This window comes from Moraxella bovis, from assembly GCF_002014975.1.
GTDB classification, from domain to species: Bacteria; Pseudomonadota; Gammaproteobacteria; order Pseudomonadales; family Moraxellaceae; genus Moraxella; species Moraxella bovis.
Map to the genome: position 1 here is coordinate 1 of NZ_MUXV01000074.1, position 16,160 is coordinate 16,160.

The window sequence follows — 16,160 nt, forward strand, 5'->3', positions numbered from 1 at the left end:
ATGCTCTTAATGATAGATAACTAACATATGATAAATAATGGGCAAAGATGATGAAAGATGGTTAAAGCCATAATTTAATAAAATAAAGCATTTCATTATTATTCTTTTATCATCTTAACCCATTTTTACCCATTGCAACCCATAAAAAATTGAGTATAATATTGAGTGTAAAGCCCATTACACTCAATTTTTTTTATGCTAACCGACACACAAGTTAAAAATCTAAAACCTACCGACAAACTTTATCGCAAAACAGACAAGCAAGGTCTATGCATTGAAGTCCGCCCCAATGGCAAAAAATATTGGTATTACCGTTTCAGTTTTGACGGCAAGGCAACCATGATGTTGCTTGGCGAATACCCGATGATAAGTCTATCGCAGGCACGAGAAAAGCACCTAAACGCCAGAGCGGCCCTAAAACAAGGCATTAACCCAATTGCCAAAGAACGCCAAGAAAAGCAAATCGCCAAAGATGAGCGAGCCGATTTATTTGCGTATCACGCCAATGCCTTTTTGGATAAAATCAAAGACAAGCGGTCAAGTGGCTATGTTCGCCAAATCCGCCATAACCTAGATACCTATATCCTGCCTGAGATTGGCAACAAAGCTATTAAAGACATTGACACCATAGACATCATACAGATGATGAATAGAGTGCTAAAACTGGTCAGGGCTAATATTAAAAAGCATGGCACGGGCGAAGTAACCGCCGAGCTTTGCCGTCAGCAATCAGGGCTGATATTTCGCCATGCCATGCGGTCGGTGCGTGGCTTGCATGACCCCACGATTGGGGCAAAAGGCGAGATTGAGCGTCCGCCCATTGACCATGCCCGTGATTTGACCCTTGATGAGCTAAAACTACTGCTACAAAAACTGCAAAATTATGGCGGTATGCCATCAACCAAAGGCGTGATATGGACAATGCTCTACACTATGTGCCGAACCAAAGAGGCAAGGTTTATGCGTTGGGAACATATAGATTTTGAACGCAAGCTATGGAGCGTGCCACTTGCTGAGATTTCAAGACGCAAAAAAGGCGAACGCAACATGAAAACCGACCGCCCTCACATTGTGCCATTATCCAACCAGATGATAAAATTGTTAAAAGATATGCACCCCATGACAGGACTTGGTGAGTTTGTATTTGTATCGCCCAAAGACTTTACAAAACCCATTGGAGCGATGACGGTTAATTGTGCCTTAGATTATATGGGGCTAAAAAACATATCAGGGCATGACCTACGCTCCACAGGCTCAACCTATCTACACGGACTAGGATATGATACCACGCATATCAACCTACAAATGGCTCATGTGGACAATACAGTCAGTGGCATTTATAACCACGCCCTGTACTTGCCCGAACGAACCAAAATGCTACAGGATTGGGCAGATTATTTAGATAATCTTAGATAAAAGACTGTCAGAAACAGCTATTTTCGTGAGAGGTGCATGACATGCCCCCTCCTTTACCCAATTCTAAACACTTGCCCACGCTGTACGCCATCTGAGCGTTTATAGCCCAGATGCACCCAACTGTTCGGGCTTTGAGGGTATTCAAGAATACACTGGTCAAATTTTATACCACGCTTCTTGAACTCATCTGCCAAATGTTTTACCACCGCCCTTGTATTGCCAAAGGCAGGACAACTAAAATCAATGGCATAGCCGTGCAGGTGCGCCGAGTTTTTCGCCCCACCAATCCTGCGATTTAAGGTAGGGCAACGATAACCACTGGTGATAAATATGGGGTGTCCTAAGATGTCTCTTGCAGGTTGCCATAGATTAACCGCACTTTCAATCAAATTTGCCAGAACCTGTGCGTTTGGCATGTTATCAATGTTATATCGTGTGGCGGTTTGACTTGCCAACAGCTCGTTTAGCGTGATGTTGGCTGTGATGGGGATAACCACACCCTTTGATAACGCCACTCTTAGGGCATGGATGGATTGATTGCCCCAAATGCCATCGGGTGTTGTGCCAATGGCGGTTTGTATTTCTTTGATTGTCATAATTCACTCCATAAAAAAGCCCCTTAGGGGCGTTTGGTTAAGTTATCATAAAGTTTGGACATCTGACTGATGGCTTTGCCGCCCAAATTTCCTGCCATGGCAACCATGACGGCGGTGTAGTTAAGCGACAGCCCCCACTCACGGCACAGCAGAAATGTTGTCAATCCTGCAAACCCCGCCAAAAACATCTCACCCAAAAACCTTATAAATAATGTCTTAACAGGCTGTGGCTCGGTCGCTTGATTTAGCTTCATGATAAAATTGGCAAGCCCGCCGCCCAACGCCAAAAACAACACGTAGGGTAAGGTTACTAAAAATTGTAACCATTGATTTTCGTTCATAGTCTCTCCAATAAAAAAGGGGCATTAGCCCCATAAAATAGGTTTGTCTCTACTCAATAAAAAAGCCCATCAGTGATGGGCGGTGGTGGTTATGGGAGTGGTGTTGTGTCATGATGGTCTCCTTGTGAATGGAAAAGGCAAATTTTGTATATCAACAAAATCAAAAGATGTGCGTCCAGTAAATATTACTCTTCTAGAGTCAGGCAAAGTACCACCGTGTCTGACCGTGCCATCTCTTTTGATGTCATCAAAGGGCACACTAAATAGCACAGCTGGCTTGTCTGAACAGCCGATAGCTGTCAATATCGGCGTGTGAGTTAGCACATGCTTATTAGCCATGTGCGTGTAATGACCACCCAAAGTTGGAAACAGATCACCCTCTACAGGATTTGGCAAACCTCCGTTATTGATGCTAATAATATAGCCTGCTAATTCAGCTGCAGTGGCTGGGTAATATCTTAGATATCTAACTTTTGCAGAGGGCAGACCCGCAGACTTGGAGTTTATCGTTGAAGGTACAAGGTCTCTAATTCTTGTACCTGAATTCAATCTGTTCCACATCTCAGACTTATGGTTTCCTTTTGAAAGATAATAATAATCCTCCCATTTGCTTCTTGAGAAATAGCCGTATTCAGTTAATGACGCTTCGCGTTTTGTGACATATGCGTAAGAGTCAGGTATACTGTCATAGACATACTTAGTATGTACGCTCATCGGCTGGCTTCGACTGCTAAAAGTAACATTGCCCTCACGGTCATACAAATTCATGCCCACGGTAGTTTCTTTTTCTGTCGCCACCACATCAAAAATATAAATCTGAAACTTGGCAAGCTCAGCATCTGACAGTCTGCCATTTGAGTAGAACATCATTCTTGCTGTACTGCCGACATAGCCTGTATTTAGATATACTACTGGATTACAATTCTCTGCCAGGTCATCGTAATATATCGCACATAGAGGGCTGACAGCTCTTGGTACATCGATATAATACATACAATATTCAGGACTGTATATGTCTGCTACAGTTGTCCTTACTCTTGAATTGATGATCAACCTTTTGGCTCGGTGCGAATATACTCTTTTATTAGCCTCAAATGGCTTGTCTAACAGTCGTGTCAATCTGCCTGACATCACAAAATTAAAAACTAATTCATCACTGTCATATTTTGTAACACACGATAGGCATCATCGGCTTTTTGGATATACACATTGATGGCAAAACGTGGCTCACGTCCGCCCTTGCCGTCATCGACCATCTCATCGCAGTATTGGGCGATTTGATACAGTCGCCATTTGTCCACCATGCCGTTTAGTCGCTCGCCCAGTCCGTAGCGTTTGTGCGTGCATAGGTCATAAAACACCCATGCAGGGTTATTACTGTACGCCATCTTAAATTGTCCGTCCCACAGCCCAAAATAGGTGCGTGCGGTGGGGTCATAGTTACTAGGCACTTGGATAAGTTTGCCCTTCAAGCGTACGGCGATTTTGGCGATGTTGCTAAACGTTTTGGCATTATAAGTTAGGGCAAGCAAGGCAGTGTTGGGATAACGCAGTTTGGCATCGATAATCTCGGTCAATGCATCAATGTACATGGTGTCGGCGATAAGGTCGCTGTTGCGATTGGGCGTGATACGGCGGACACGGATGGTCCATGTTTTGCCCTTTGGCAAATCAATGCGGTGCGAGCGTTTAAAGCCAGAGCTTGCCTTGCCACGGGCGGACGTGCGTAGCATCTGTACAAATGCCCCGCCATCGGTTTGCACGTCTACGGCGTACTCAATGCCATAGCCTGTAATATCGCCATTGTCATGTTGTTGGCGTAGGGCGTTAAAATTTAGGCGTACTCGTACGGCAGACAAATCTTTGTTGTTAATCGCACGCACAAAGGGGCGGTCATGGCGTAGCTCCACACCCACCGCCGTCTCGTTTTCGACAGACGCAAAGCCCTTGATGTAGCTTTGGTCATTCGTACCCGTGCGAAACTCCCACGACACGTCGGTAAAATTAGCCTGTCCGCTCGCATTGATGATTGGCGTGCCGTCTAAGCGGATTGACCTGCCGCCATCGGCAAGCCCAAAAATCTCCCCTTCGCACAGTCCATATAGCCCCTGATAACGCTCCACCGACACTAGGTCATCTTTGGCGATGTGGGGGCGGTGGGGCTGTGGTTGTTTCTTTTTTGCACCGTGTATCATTGTTCTACCCTTACTTATTTGTCATTATTCGGCATAAATACCCGCACTGGCGATAAATCCGCCCACGTCTCGCTCGCCATACAGTATCGGCACAGGATTGCCTTGTGCCACGGTTGTTACCGCACCGCCAAAGCCGTTATTGGGGCGATTGCCGTCTGCGTTCATCTCGCCCAATTTGGGCGTGGGCATAAGTAGGCTTGTTACACCACCTAAGAGCAGTCCAGCACCTGCCCCAACCATGCTCCAACTGATTACCCCTGCACCAATACCTGCACCAAAGCCTGTTGCAATCAAGGCGACCCCTGCCACGACCTGTAGCCAGCCCATTACCTTGCCACCTGCTCCGATGACCCGTGGCACGATATGGATATGATTGGCGGTGGTCGTATCGCCAAGCTCATGCTCGCCGATGTTGGTTTTTTGGGTGCGTTTTTTACCCAAAAAGACGGCAAATCTAAGTCCAAGCTTTTCGCTATCCTGCATAAACGCCCTAAAATCAGGGATTTGGCACGCTAGGGCGTGGCAGGCTTCTTTGGCACTTTGCACATCAAGCGTAAAATATCTGCCAAATTTTTTGGCTAAAATGCCGTGTAGTTCAATGGTTTTCATTATTTTTACCTTTTTTTAAATAATACTTGCCTTATATCGAATACCGATATATAATATAATCATTGCAACAATCGGACAACCAACCATGATTCAAAGTTTTAAGTGCAAAGATGCCCAAAGCCTGTTTGAAACAGGGTCAAGCCGTGTATTTGCCAACTTTTTATCCGTTGCCACTCGCAAACTTACCATGCTTGATAATGCCGTGGCACTTGCCGACCTACGCATTCCACCTGCCAACCGCCTTGAAAAGCTGACAGGCGATAGAGAAGGTCAGTATAGTATTCGCATTAACGACCAATTTCGCATTTGCTTTGTGTGGGGCGATGATGGCGTGTATGATGTTGAGATTGTTGATTATCACTAAATAGGGGCTTAATAATGTTCAAAAATGGCATGAGACCTGTTCACGCAGGTGAGGTATTGCGTGAAGAATATCTAATCCCAATGGGTATGTCCGCCACCGCCTTAGCAAATGCATTGGGCGTAACCCCTGCACGCATTAACGACATCGTGCGGCAGCGGCGTGGCGTTACGGCTGATACCGCTTTGCGTTTGGCTCGTTATTTTGGCGGTACGGCACAATTTTGGCTAAACTTACAAACCACCTATGAGCTTCGCCTTGCCGAAACTACGCTTGGCGACAGTTTGGATTTTATCAGCCCTCATGAAGTTGCCCATGCCTAACCACCAACGCCGTGCGTTTACCCCAGCTCTCACCATATACTTCACGCACGGATAACCTGCCGTGTGGGTGGTGCAGTACTAGGCTGTTGCCTACCACAGGCGGTGTGGTCTCGCTGTTTAGCTTGCCATCGCCCAAATAAATTAGGGCGTGGTTAATGTGATGCGTGCGACCCACACGGCATAGGATAACGTCATGCTTTTGTAAGTCTTGCACCACGTCAAAGCCTGCTTTTTTAAAGTTGTTTTGATAAAGTGGTTCATGGCTTTTATCTTCCCACCAATCATCAATGCGTGGGAAGTCTGGTAGCTCAATGCCCAGCTCACGCTTATAATAATCACGCACGAGGCTATAACAATCCTGCACCCCGTGATGATATTCACGCCCGAGCAGTGGGGCGGTGTAGGTGGTGGGTTTGTGGCGTTTGATGTCGCAATATTCCGCCCCGTCAGCGTGAATGCCATAACCGCAAATCACCCAATCCACCCCGTGCAAGCCCATTTGCACCCTGTCCACTTCGGACGGTTCGGCATTGCCGTTGGGGTGGCTATGAACAATCGCCTGTATCTCGCCTTTGTACGATAGTGCCACATACTGCACAGGGTCTATCTCAAAGGTTTGGGTAGGGTCATGGGCGATGTTATCGCAGGGGTAGTACTCGCCCCCGATGATAAGCCCACAGCACTCGGCAGGATAGGCGGATTTGGCGTGGGCGTGGATGTCATCTTTTAAAATTTTGGTTAATCGCATTTTGCTTGCCCAATAAAAAAACCGCCCCCAAATTTACAATAGGAGAGCGGTTTTGTGTGGTTGAGGGTTATTTCATCTCGTTTGCCATCTCGTCAAAGTCGCTATAATGCGTGTCTGACAAATACTCGGCAATATCAAGCAAAGTCTCGCTATACGCCCCATTTTTCTTGGCAAGGGTGATGAGCGTACTGACCCAATGCAGATTTTCACGGGCAAGAGAGGCAATGTCGTGTTTACTCATGTGGTCGTAGCTCATTTTGCACCTCCAAACTCAACGAAGGGGAGATAGGGCTGGGCTTTTTGCAAAAGTTCAGTAAGTTTTGCTTTGAGTTGTGGCTTAGTCTGTTTGCCGTGTGTTGCCAGATACCAACCTGCCTCTGACAAATTACCGTCAATATTTTTAAGCAAAATGGTGGTTTCGGTAATTTGTGCGGTTAATGAATTGGCTTTTTTCTCGCAGTCAATAAAATAACGGCGGATTTCACGCCCTTTGGCGTTTTTCTCAACCATTGCTAGCTCTTTTGCCATATCAAGGGTGATGTGGTATTGAATGCTTTTTCTGCCATTTTTGGGTTTTACTGAATTTTCAGTAAAACTAACATAGTCTTGATTTTTAACAAAGCCATATTCAGAAATACGACTTTTAATCCAGTCATTAAAGCGTGTTTGCACACCCAAAAATTTATGCAACTGCCGAGCATCACACAGCATTTCAGCGTTTTGGTTGATTTCGCCATTAAAGACGGTGACAAATTGCCCTTGATTTTCAAGGGGCTTTTGTGTTACATTACTCATAGGATATTTCCTTATCAGTGGTTAGTATTCTAGCCCCTTGTTTGATTTGACGGTCTGCAAGGGGCTTTTTATTGCGTACCGTATTAGTACGGTGCTAATAATAGCACTGTACTATTGATTAAGTCAAGTATTTTTGTTAAAATATTTGTAAATTTTTTCAAAAGGTGCTTGTATGGCTCGTTCCGACCCCCAATTTAACTTACGCATTCCCCAAGAATTAAAGGAGCAAATAGAAAAATCCGCCAAAGATGACGGACGCTCTGTGAATGCACAGGCGGTTCATTTGTTGCAAGTTGGCTTAGAAAACCGCCAGCAAAAACCCCCAACTCAATACATAGATATTACAGACGCATTGACGGACATTATGAAAGAAATCCAATCATTAAAAAAACCGCTTGATTAAGCGGTTTATCCCCAATCCCAATAGCATTAACATATATCCCCCTAGGTTAGGTTAGACGCAGGATAGCCTGCAAAGGGTAGTTCGGCATTTTTGCCAAAGCGGAGCATGCAGTCGGACAGCCGTCCACCGCACCTGTCCTGCTCAGGGTCATCGGTGGGCTTACCGTCTATGGTAAACCGTGCCGTGCCTGTATATCCGCACGCCTCGCCCCGATAGCGACCGCACACCGCCTCATGGCAGTAGCTCGTGATTTGCCTTACGGGGATTTTTAAGCCCTCAAAGTCCACGGGGTTGGACAGCTCAAAGGTAGTGGTGGCATTCGTCTCGCTTGTCTTTTGCTCGATGTACCAATGCTGTACTTTGTAATGCTCATCATCGCTACTGTCCAAAAACTCAGCAAGGGTGTGGATAACTTTTAGCTTTGCCCCTGCAAAATCGCCATATCGCAGGCATAAATACCGCAAGGCTTGTGGCACACCGCCAATGTCGTTATGAACGGTAAGCGTGGGCGTGCTTGCCTTGCCGTCTGAGCGGACTTCTAGCCCGTCAGCGGTTATGGCGATGGCTTGGTATTCATTGCCTTGCCATGTAATCACGCCCCCATTTTGGTCATGGTTGTGTCCGTGAAAGCGGTAAACATCGCCCCCAAATTTACGAGCGTCCAATTCGTACAAGGTGATAAAACCCTGTACGACTGACTGCTCTACACGACTGTTAAAGCTCATAATGTCTCGCTTGATTCGTCTGTTTTGGCAGGCTCGGCAGTCTTATCCGCCACGTCCACCGCCACGCCAAATTTACCGTCTTTGTAGGACACGGCAAAGGCATTGATGGTTTTTGAGTTGTCCCAGCCTTGTAGCTGTTTTAATTGACCCGCTCCCCATGCCAAAATCTCAGTGCGAAACAGACTGGCACGATTGCGTTTTAAAAGTCCGTGGTTTATCTCAGCGTTAAACACATCAAAGCCTTCATCTTCGGGGTAGTAGATAATCTCTACCGTGCCTGCTTTTTCGCCGTGGGTGTATTGCCATGCGTCCACTTGTGCGATAAAGGACTGCAAGGTTTGAGCTTCCAAGCGTGATAGCATGGTTAGTTTTTGGGTGTTGCTCATGATTTTCTCCATTAAAAAAGCCCCATGTGGGGCGGTTAAAAAACTTGCCTTAAGCCAAAACTGATTTGCCAAACATCGCCACCTTGCTTTTGGCGGGATATTTCCCCATCTAAGCGGACTTTGATACTTGGTTCATCGGCTACTGGCGTAAAATTAAAGGCTTCCACGCCTTTTGTGTCAATCAAAAAGCGGTAAATCTCATCAATCACCGCTTTTTTGTCTGTTTTGCTACATTGCCATGATTTACGGCTATTGTTTATACCAAAACTTACCGCCTGCTCATAGCCATCATTAAAAGCGGTTATGGTGGTATTTAAGGCGGTAGTTTCGCTACTGTCTGTGGATATGTCCCATGTAAAGGTTTTCATTTTTTGCCATCTCTAAATTTTAGAAAATTGACCACAGCATTTAAGATGTTGCTAAATTGCCAAATCAATACCAATACAATAGCAAAAATTCCTATTACAACGATATTTTGCATAGATATTTCTCCAATTTTTGCCAATTCTATGTTAAAATTTACCACAAGTTATCCTTTTAAGTATCGTTTAAAGGGGTAATAAAAAACCCAACTGTTTGCACCAGTTGGGTTTTTGTTTATCTACCGTAATATATACCGCCCTGCCTTAGCTGACTATGGTGATATTTCTGTATCTCATCTCGGGCAATATATTTTGCCATATTGCCAATAGTTACCAAAACATCGCCGTTGGGCTGTTGCTCCACGGTGGCTTGTGCATTGCTGTGATTGTGGATAATCACATTGACAGCTTTGCCATTACCCATACTTGCCAATTTATCATCCAAGGCTTTGGCGGTGTGTTTAGGCAGGACACGCTCGCCTTTTTCCAAATTCCAAGTGCCTGATTTTGGCACGGACATAATACCGTCGTGGGCTTGACCGATGACAGGGTTTCGGATTTGTTGGATTGCCGATACAATCTTCATGCCCTGTGTTGTGGCGGTTGCCACACCTGCAAACTTTTGGGCTAAGGTCGTGCCTTCGGCAAAAGCGTCCGATATGGCGTAATACCACGCCTGCTGTTCGGCTGTGGTGCTAATGCCATGCTTAGCTTTAAGCTCACTAAAATAGCTTACAAGGCGTTCTGGTAGCTCCACCGATGGCATCTGATATTCAGGGTTTTGCCACCATGCAAAAAAGAAAAACCGCCAATCTTGGGCGGTTAAATCTTTATCAGCTAATTGGTCTTTTTCGGCTTGTTGGCAATACTCAAAAAAATAACCTTGTCTGCCTTCTGCCGTGGACTCAAGCGTGGCAATACCATCAATCGGTACGGCTTCAAATGCACCCGTTACAATCTCTCTTGCCTTGTCGGGATATTTAGCACAGATTTTACCGAATTCTGATACATGCAATCGCTGCAGCGTACCGCCACGAAAGGATGTACTGACCGTAACACTACCACCATTTTCAAACACCAGCTCTTCTTTGGTCTCAATCTTAACAGGGTTGGCAAGACGGACAAGTTCTGGCAGGTTGTCATAAGCGAATTTGACCTTTTCCCGAAAAAGCCGTTTGGCGTCGTGTAGCGTGTGGGCAATCAAGGCACATTTCTTGGACTCGAACAGCGCACAATCTAACTGCATGATACACACTTGCGTGGTGAAACCTAATTGTCGTGCTTTTAGGATAATGTTTTTGTGGTGTTCGTCTTGAAAATATGCCAACTGCTCGGCTGTCATCTTGAATTTAACTTTTTTACCCGTCTTATCTGTGATGTAGTACAGGTTATTCAAGCGATATAAGGGGTCTGCTAATTTATCAAACATTATCCCCCCTTATCTTCCCCCAACTCTTTCATGAATTTTGCCATGAGTGAAATGGCGTTGTCTGCGCTGTCGTCTTGCCCTTTGTCGCTGTATTTCTTCGGGTTCATTCTTGATAATACCCATTTTCGGGTATCAATGCGAAGTTTCGCCCGTGCCACTTCTGCTGTCTCTGGTAAGACTTCATCAGCGATGGTCAGCATCTCTTCAAAGTGTGTGGTCTCTCTGTCTTCACACGCTCTACGATACTGCTCGCAAAATTCGCTGTTATCATCAATCCAACGCATGACCGTAGCCATGTGTGGCATATCCTTATCAAGGCATACACTTCTAAGACTGCGACCGTTTGCGATGCGTTCACAAATCTCTAACGCTAATTCATCAGTAAATAATGTTGGTCTGCCCCTTGTGGGCTTGCTTGCTGTCATAAGCCCTCCTGTGGGCAAAAAAGCGTTGGGCGTAACGACTCGCTGATATTGCAATACTAGTCATCAGGACTTACCGCCTTGCCCAACAAAAAAGCCCCACCAAAAGGTAGGGCATAGGATTAAAAACAAAAACGGCTAAGTTTTCACACTATCTACAATAGTAGAAATTAAATAAGGTCGTTAGACTTTCACACTTAACCGCATTCTAGTAAATTATAGGGTTTTTCGTTCGGTTTGTCAAGTGTCTTGTGCAGGATTTTAGGCAATAAACCGATTTTGCAACGCCATAATGCACCGCTCGGATATTTCTAAGCGGTGTTTTAATTCAGCCAAATGGTCTAACGCACCACTAAAATACGCCATCATCTGTGATAGCTCATCTTGGGCTTTTTTATTTTGAAAAGCGTTGTCGGCTAATACATTTTGAATGAGTGGGATATTCAATGCAGGGGCGAACTCAAAACCCATAATAAACGCCATTGCATTTTCAAAATCTGATGCCAAAATATCTTTATAACTTGGTACGCCAAACTTATCTTTTAAGGCGGTGTACACCGTTTGATAATGGGTGCTATTATGTAGGCATTTTTGGCGGACGCACTTTTGGATTTGGGCTTGTTGCTCGGTTGAGATGGTGTGGCGGTATTGCCCTGTTTTGCGAATGCTTGGCAGGACTTCATCAAAGACCCAGTTTTGGAATTTGACCGCTTCCGCCTTATTAGAGCGGAAAATCACACGGTATAGGTTGGGTTCGTTGATGAATGTTACTTGCTTTTTACCACTTTCATAGCTGATATACATTTTATGTACACCAGCTTCATCAAGATTAAAACGGCTTGGATTGGCATTGCTAATATCAAGAATGGTAGCAACATCAGTTAGGCAAAATAGCGGTTCACCATTTTTTAGCTCAACACGGACGGTTTGGGATTGGAAATCAAAATTGATAAGACTAGACATTGGCTAATACTCCTGTGTATTGAGATTTAACCCTAGTTTGAAATAGGGTGGACAAGATGTTCAAAACACCGTACACAGTCGGCTGTGCATTCTCACGATATGCACCATCTTGCCCATAACAGAAAGTAATAGGCAACAAAAAATCGCTAGGCGTAGCGATGACGCTGTGTAAAATCGGTGGTTTTGAAACACCTTGTGTCATATCATACGCCTGTTGGGTGGCTTTGTCAATCTTTTTTGGCATCATATCAGCAATCAATAGTGAGATGATATTGATTTCTTTGACACGATTATCAAGGGCTATGTTAAACATAGGACTAGATATGGTATCTAATTTTGATTTTTCATCATCATCTAGGGATTGTAATGCTTGGGTAGTATTTTGAATTAAGCACCAACACCCCACACAGTCAAGCCATGTAGGGTGTTTTTTTAAGTGATGGTTAGGCAACCAATTCTAATAACTCTTTCCCAAAAAACGCAGGCAACCGCTCGGCTTTGGCTTGATTGTAGTCGGTGGCTTTTTCTACCATTTCTAATAGGAAAAATTCCATCGGCTCATCATCGCCATATTTTAGCACATTACGGATAATCAGCCGTTCGGTGGCTTGCATTGCTCGGCTGTACTGCTCACTCATTCTAAAAATGCGTTCAAGCTCAGTGGCAATAATGGGCAAATGTTCACGGCTAAATTTGGCGGGGCTTTTGACCCCTGTTACCGCTCTTAACCTTGCCCAAATGGCGTGTCCTGCGGATTTTTGCATTTTAAAGTTGTTTTCACACAGCCATACAAGGCGTTTTAGGTTTATCCAGTCTTTGTCGGAAAGTTCGTTGGTTTGGGGCTTGCCTAGGCAGGGGATATGCTCGCCTTTGGTCATACGGTCAAAAGCACGAATGACCATCAAATGAAACTTAGGACTAATCCACATCGCATAGGCATAGACCAGTTCACGGCAGGCGTAAGTGCCACGATTTTTACCGCCATTAATGGTGTGATAGGCGATGGTATTTTCGCTTTCTATCTCAGCAATGAGTTCTTGGGTTTGTTGGTTGCGAAGAAACCAAGTAGGGCGATGTTTTTCATCATTACCACTGGCTTTATGCAAATCATTTAGGGAATACAAGCCATTAACTTGATTGATGATAAAGTCGGCTTGGGTAGGGATAGAGATGATTAAGTTCATTATGAACTCCTTATGGTTAATTTTCTGAAATTACCCTGTAAAGGGTGCTAGGGGGTTCAGAAGCCGCCATAAGTCGGTTGGGATGATTCGTCTGACAAGTCAGCTTATTTCTCCGCCCCCCTAACATAAAATTATGATGTGAGAATTTGCACATCTTAAATTTTTGAAAGGGTTATTTTGCAGTGTGAGAATTCTCACAGTGGAAATTTAGGCAAAATAAAACCACAGATTTCGCTTGTGGGTAACGCTTATGGGTTCGGTTCTGACACCTTGCATACATAATACAAAAAACCACTTGATAAGTCAAGTGGTTTTTTGGGTCAAGCAAAATTTTTTATTAATTTTCCTTATCCATTTGTGCTATGCTTTCCAAATATTTCTCGTATTGTTGTCTCACATAATCTGCAATGACTTCATACATCATTCTGTACTCGTCCATAGGTTCAGTCTCAACCATCATTTCTTCTGCCCGCTCTGGGTCGTGTTGGCTAAGTTGAACGACTTCATTAAGTTGGTTTAGATAAGTTAAATTATCCATAGTATTATCCCTATATCAATATAGGCTTTTGAGACCTTAGGCATATCATACCCCAATAATTGCCCCTTGTCAATAAAAAAATCCACCCAAATAATGAGCAGATTTTTTTAAATTATATATTGACAAACTATCTAAGTCAATATATAATAGGCACATCTAGCAAGGGTTGCTAGGTAGGTGCTAGTGACTAGCACTAGCGGTAAACATAAGGAGTTGGACGATGACCACACTAGTCAAAATCATCGCCCTAATAATCCTGCTCTTAATCGCTACATCAGCGTATTAAACAGGTAACCCGAAAGTAGCGGCAACTACTGGGGGTTTGGTTAGGGGGCTAACCCTTAACCACTCCTTATCTTTATTATGCCATTTAATTTGAAAAAATCAAGGGGTATTTTATGACAATTAAGACATCACACGCTCAAATCAAAGCCGTCAAAAAAAACACTGCCAAAGCCCTAGAAGATGTGCGAGTGCTACTAGGTCAATACGACACAGAAGCCTATGAAGCCCTACAAAAAATCAAAGCCCACCACAACGGCAACCGTGCAGGGGCGATAAAGCAAGCCATCATTGAGTATGCAAAACGCTTAGAACAAGAGGCTTGATTAGCCTCTATGTTCTCTAAAAGTTTTTCGCCAATACTCGCCTGCCACATCGTCCGCTACACTTAATTCATTTGCTACCGCCCCCATTACATCTCCATAAATATGCGAATGGTAGTTACAAAATGCCACCGCAGAAATACCCATTATCTCGGCTTTTTTCTTATCAGTCAAAGCACACCGCACCACATCAGCCACCACCGCACGGGCAAGGTTTTTGGCGTGCTTGCGTCTTTGGCTTTTAGACTGATAGCCCTGCTCGGCAAGTTTAACCACATCATTATAAAACCGCTCACGCTTCCCATCGTCCACATAGCACGCCACCGCCGACCGCATTAAGTCGGGGTTGTCAGTTGGGGCGTGCTTAGACACATACGCCAAGCAACCTGCACCGTCCGCCATATCAAGGGCATTTTGCCCACCTTTGCCAAAATTACCCGCATGATCGCTTGTGCTTTTTTGGCTCATTACCGCACGGATAAGGTCAAGGTTTGGGTAATCGGTCATCACAAATCTCTCCATCTCTTTTTTGCCTGCTTAAATTCTTTTTTAAATTTGCGACATTCTTTTATCATGTCAAAAAGCAACACCAAGCAAAAGCTCAAAAACAACGGCGATAACACAAATACCACAAAAATCGCCAAACCGTATTGTTCAATCATTGTTTACCCCCAAACTCCCCACAATCACCCATTCTCTATCGGACAATTCCCAATTTATTAAATTATTTTTAGCTTGCAGTTCTTTTGTTTGCAGTTCTTTGGCTTGCAGTTCTTTGGCTTTGTTATCGCTAATCAGCAATCCGCCACCGAACAATTCTTTTTTATGCTCTTTTTGGCTATCAAGCTTGCGAATAAATACACTCTCATTAGCCGACACGCTAAATTCAATCCCTGCCTTACATAATTTATTTAAATTATTTACCATCAGCACATTGGGCGAATATTGGTATTTTGGCAATGTTGGCTTTTGTTGCTCTAATGCTTTTAGGGCGTTGTATAATACTGGGGCGGTCATTGCTCGCACATCTCCACACAGATTAGTAGCAAAACAAGTATCTACCACCGCCCCATTATCATAAGTAATGTCAGCAGGAGCAATAATAGCAGTACAATCACGGTTTCGCATTGAGTTAAACACCGTCAAAGCAGGGGCGAACAAAAAGAATTTGACATTATTCGCCAAATAAAAATCAATGATTTTTGCCAAAATAGAAAAAGGCGGATTGTCAATCACCACCGTGTTATCATCATAGTTTTGGGCATGTGCTTGATAATCGCCATCGGGATAAAAAGGGCGTTCTACCGTCAAATCGTCCAAATGTAAAATGTGTTCGTTGACATACTCTAACACGACATCATAAACCGCAGGTGGTGTGAATGTGTCATCGCTCGTCGTGCGTTTTTCAAATTTTTGTAGCCAGTTATAGTATTCATCGCTATTCATTTCTCACTCCCATCAAACCACATCAAAAACATTAAACAACAAACAGCATGGGCAAGGTGTGGTAATCCGCTTTCGCCATCTACCATCTCACCGCTCCACCACGCATTCAAATGCCTATGACAGGCGTTAAAATACCGCTCACGGGCGTTTGGCACGGTTTTCCAGTTATCCATCCCATACTTGTTCGCCCCAAATTCTAAGACTTCCACCACCTGCCACAAAGGGGTGGACGGTAGTAGGCTAAATCTTGGCTTTTGGCTGTCGTGTTTTTGTCCGCTCATCTCTCAACTCCAATTCTCTTAAATTCGCTAAT

At 44.3% G+C, this 16,160-nt stretch carries 26 protein-coding genes; 5 read left to right on the forward strand and 21 right to left on the reverse strand.

Features of this window, described 5'->3' with window-relative positions:
- Positions 1-195 precede the first annotated feature (195 nt).
- Positions 196-1,416: a tyrosine-type recombinase/integrase gene (locus B0182_RS12880; RefSeq protein WP_078275300.1), complete on the forward strand. Its 1,221-nt coding sequence runs from the start codon at positions 196-198 to the stop codon at positions 1,414-1,416.
- Positions 1,417-1,469: 53 nt separating this feature from the next.
- Here B0182_RS12880 and B0182_RS12885 read toward each other — a convergent pair whose 3' ends face one another.
- The 5 genes from B0182_RS12885 to B0182_RS12905 all read right to left on the reverse strand — a co-directional run bounded on the left by B0182_RS12885 (position 1,470) and on the right by B0182_RS12905 (position 5,157).
- Positions 1,470-2,012, reverse strand: a complete 543-nt coding sequence (locus tag B0182_RS12885) for a D-Ala-D-Ala carboxypeptidase family metallohydrolase (RefSeq protein ID WP_244893697.1) — start codon at positions 2,010-2,012, stop codon at positions 1,470-1,472.
- A 23-nt stretch (positions 2,013-2,035) separates the two neighbouring features.
- Complete coding sequence (locus B0182_RS12890; RefSeq protein ID WP_078275302.1) at positions 2,036-2,353, reverse strand: phage holin family protein; 318 nt, start codon at positions 2,351-2,353, stop codon at positions 2,036-2,038.
- A 108-nt stretch (positions 2,354-2,461) separates the two neighbouring features.
- Positions 2,462-3,346 carry a hypothetical protein gene (locus B0182_RS12895; protein WP_078275303.1) on the reverse strand — a complete coding sequence of 295 codons (885 nt, stop codon included), beginning with the start codon at positions 3,344-3,346 and terminating at the stop codon, positions 2,462-2,464.
- Positions 3,347-3,498: 152 nt separating this feature from the next.
- On the reverse strand, positions 3,499-4,548 hold the full coding sequence (gpJ, locus tag B0182_RS12900) for a TipJ family phage tail tip protein (protein WP_078275304.1): 1,050 nt from the start codon (positions 4,546-4,548) through the stop codon (positions 3,499-3,501).
- Positions 4,549-4,572: 24 nt separating this feature from the next.
- Entirely contained in the window at positions 4,573-5,157 is a 585-nt protein-coding gene (locus B0182_RS12905) for a tail assembly protein (RefSeq protein ID WP_078275305.1), read from the reverse strand.
- Positions 5,158-5,242: 85 nt separating this feature from the next.
- Between B0182_RS12905 and B0182_RS12910 the strand changes: the two genes are divergently transcribed.
- Together B0182_RS12910 and B0182_RS12915 are read left to right on the forward strand one after the other, a co-directional pair.
- Positions 5,243-5,521: a type II toxin-antitoxin system RelE/ParE family toxin gene (locus B0182_RS12910; RefSeq protein ID WP_078275306.1), complete on the forward strand. Its 279-nt coding sequence runs from the start codon at positions 5,243-5,245 to the stop codon at positions 5,519-5,521.
- Between the two features lie 14 nt (positions 5,522-5,535).
- Positions 5,536-5,841, forward strand: coding sequence for a HigA family addiction module antitoxin (locus tag B0182_RS12915; protein WP_078275307.1), 306 nt, complete (start codon positions 5,536-5,538; stop codon positions 5,839-5,841).
- Here B0182_RS12915 and B0182_RS12920 read toward each other — a convergent pair.
- From B0182_RS12920 to B0182_RS12930, 3 genes are all read right to left on the reverse strand, one after another.
- A complete protein-coding gene (locus tag B0182_RS12920; protein WP_078275308.1) occupies positions 5,813-6,589 on the reverse strand; it encodes a C40 family peptidase in 777 nt (258 codons plus the stop codon). The two genes, B0182_RS12915 and B0182_RS12920, sit on opposite strands and share 29 nt — an antisense overlap.
- 67 nt (positions 6,590-6,656) lie before the next feature.
- Positions 6,657-6,845, reverse strand: a complete 189-nt coding sequence (locus B0182_RS12925) for a hypothetical protein (protein WP_078275309.1) — start codon at positions 6,843-6,845, stop codon at positions 6,657-6,659.
- Complete coding sequence (locus tag B0182_RS12930; protein WP_078275310.1) at positions 6,842-7,384, reverse strand: antA/AntB antirepressor family protein; 543 nt, start codon at positions 7,382-7,384, stop codon at positions 6,842-6,844. The genes B0182_RS12925 and B0182_RS12930 overlap by 4 nt, the downstream gene beginning before the upstream one ends.
- Before the next feature lie 172 nt (positions 7,385-7,556).
- Between B0182_RS12930 and B0182_RS12935 the strand changes: the two genes are divergently transcribed.
- Entirely contained in the window at positions 7,557-7,787 is a 231-nt protein-coding gene (locus tag B0182_RS12935; protein WP_078275311.1) for a TA system antitoxin ParD family protein, read from the forward strand.
- A 41-nt stretch (positions 7,788-7,828) separates the two neighbouring features.
- Here the strand turns inward: B0182_RS12935 and B0182_RS12940 are convergent, their stop codons facing one another.
- The 10 genes from B0182_RS12940 to B0182_RS12980 form a co-directional block, all read right to left on the reverse strand.
- Positions 7,829-8,512 (reverse strand): phage minor tail protein L, encoded by a 684-nt coding sequence (locus B0182_RS12940; RefSeq protein WP_078275312.1) that lies wholly within the window; start codon positions 8,510-8,512, stop codon positions 7,829-7,831.
- A complete protein-coding gene (locus B0182_RS12945; RefSeq protein WP_078275313.1) occupies positions 8,509-8,898 on the reverse strand; it encodes a hypothetical protein in 390 nt (129 codons plus the stop codon). The genes B0182_RS12940 and B0182_RS12945 overlap by 4 nt, the downstream gene beginning before the upstream one ends.
- 35 nt (positions 8,899-8,933) lie before the next feature.
- Positions 8,934-9,266 carry a phage tail protein gene (locus tag B0182_RS12950; RefSeq protein ID WP_078275314.1) on the reverse strand — a complete coding sequence of 111 codons (333 nt, stop codon included), beginning with the start codon at positions 9,264-9,266 and terminating at the stop codon, positions 8,934-8,936.
- Complete coding sequence (locus B0182_RS14460; RefSeq protein WP_158079719.1) at positions 9,263-9,424, reverse strand: hypothetical protein; 162 nt, start codon at positions 9,422-9,424, stop codon at positions 9,263-9,265. The genes B0182_RS12950 and B0182_RS14460 overlap by 4 nt, the downstream gene beginning before the upstream one ends.
- Before the next feature lie 71 nt (positions 9,425-9,495).
- Entirely contained in the window at positions 9,496-10,689 is a 1,194-nt protein-coding gene (locus B0182_RS15005; protein ID WP_244893698.1) for a terminase large subunit, read from the reverse strand.
- Positions 10,689-11,114, reverse strand: a complete 426-nt coding sequence (locus tag B0182_RS12960; RefSeq protein WP_078275315.1) for a terminase small subunit-like protein — start codon at positions 11,112-11,114, stop codon at positions 10,689-10,691. The genes B0182_RS15005 and B0182_RS12960 overlap by 1 nt, the downstream gene beginning before the upstream one ends.
- 258 nt (positions 11,115-11,372) lie before the next feature.
- Positions 11,373-12,074: a BRO family protein gene (locus tag B0182_RS12965; protein ID WP_078275316.1), complete on the reverse strand. Its 702-nt coding sequence runs from the start codon at positions 12,072-12,074 to the stop codon at positions 11,373-11,375.
- Entirely contained in the window at positions 12,067-12,387 is a 321-nt protein-coding gene (locus B0182_RS12970; RefSeq protein WP_078275317.1) for a hypothetical protein, read from the reverse strand. Before B0182_RS12970 ends, B0182_RS12965 begins: the two co-directional genes overlap by 8 nt.
- Before the next feature lie 130 nt (positions 12,388-12,517).
- Positions 12,518-13,258, reverse strand: a complete 741-nt coding sequence (locus B0182_RS12975; RefSeq protein WP_078275318.1) for a KilA-N domain-containing protein — start codon at positions 13,256-13,258, stop codon at positions 12,518-12,520.
- 337 nt (positions 13,259-13,595) lie between these two features.
- Positions 13,596-13,796, reverse strand: coding sequence for a hypothetical protein (locus B0182_RS12980; RefSeq protein ID WP_078275319.1), 201 nt, complete (start codon positions 13,794-13,796; stop codon positions 13,596-13,598).
- 398 nt (positions 13,797-14,194) lie between these two features.
- Here B0182_RS12980 and B0182_RS12985 point away from each other — a divergent pair, with 398 nt between their 5' ends.
- On the forward strand, positions 14,195-14,404 hold the full coding sequence (locus tag B0182_RS12985) for a hypothetical protein (RefSeq protein WP_078275320.1): 210 nt from the start codon (positions 14,195-14,197) through the stop codon (positions 14,402-14,404).
- Here B0182_RS12985 and B0182_RS12990 read toward each other — a convergent pair whose 3' ends face one another.
- From B0182_RS12990 to B0182_RS13000, 3 genes are all read right to left on the reverse strand, one after another.
- On the reverse strand, positions 14,405-14,911 hold the full coding sequence (locus B0182_RS12990; protein WP_143821758.1) for a hypothetical protein: 507 nt from the start codon (positions 14,909-14,911) through the stop codon (positions 14,405-14,407).
- A 144-nt stretch (positions 14,912-15,055) separates the two neighbouring features.
- Entirely contained in the window at positions 15,056-15,847 is a 792-nt protein-coding gene (locus B0182_RS12995; RefSeq protein WP_078275322.1) for a hypothetical protein, read from the reverse strand.
- Positions 15,844-16,128 (reverse strand): dATP/dGTP diphosphohydrolase domain-containing protein, encoded by a 285-nt coding sequence (locus tag B0182_RS13000; RefSeq protein ID WP_078275323.1) that lies wholly within the window; start codon positions 16,126-16,128, stop codon positions 15,844-15,846. Before B0182_RS13000 ends, B0182_RS12995 begins: the two co-directional genes overlap by 4 nt.
- Positions 16,129-16,160: the final 32 nt, after the last annotated feature.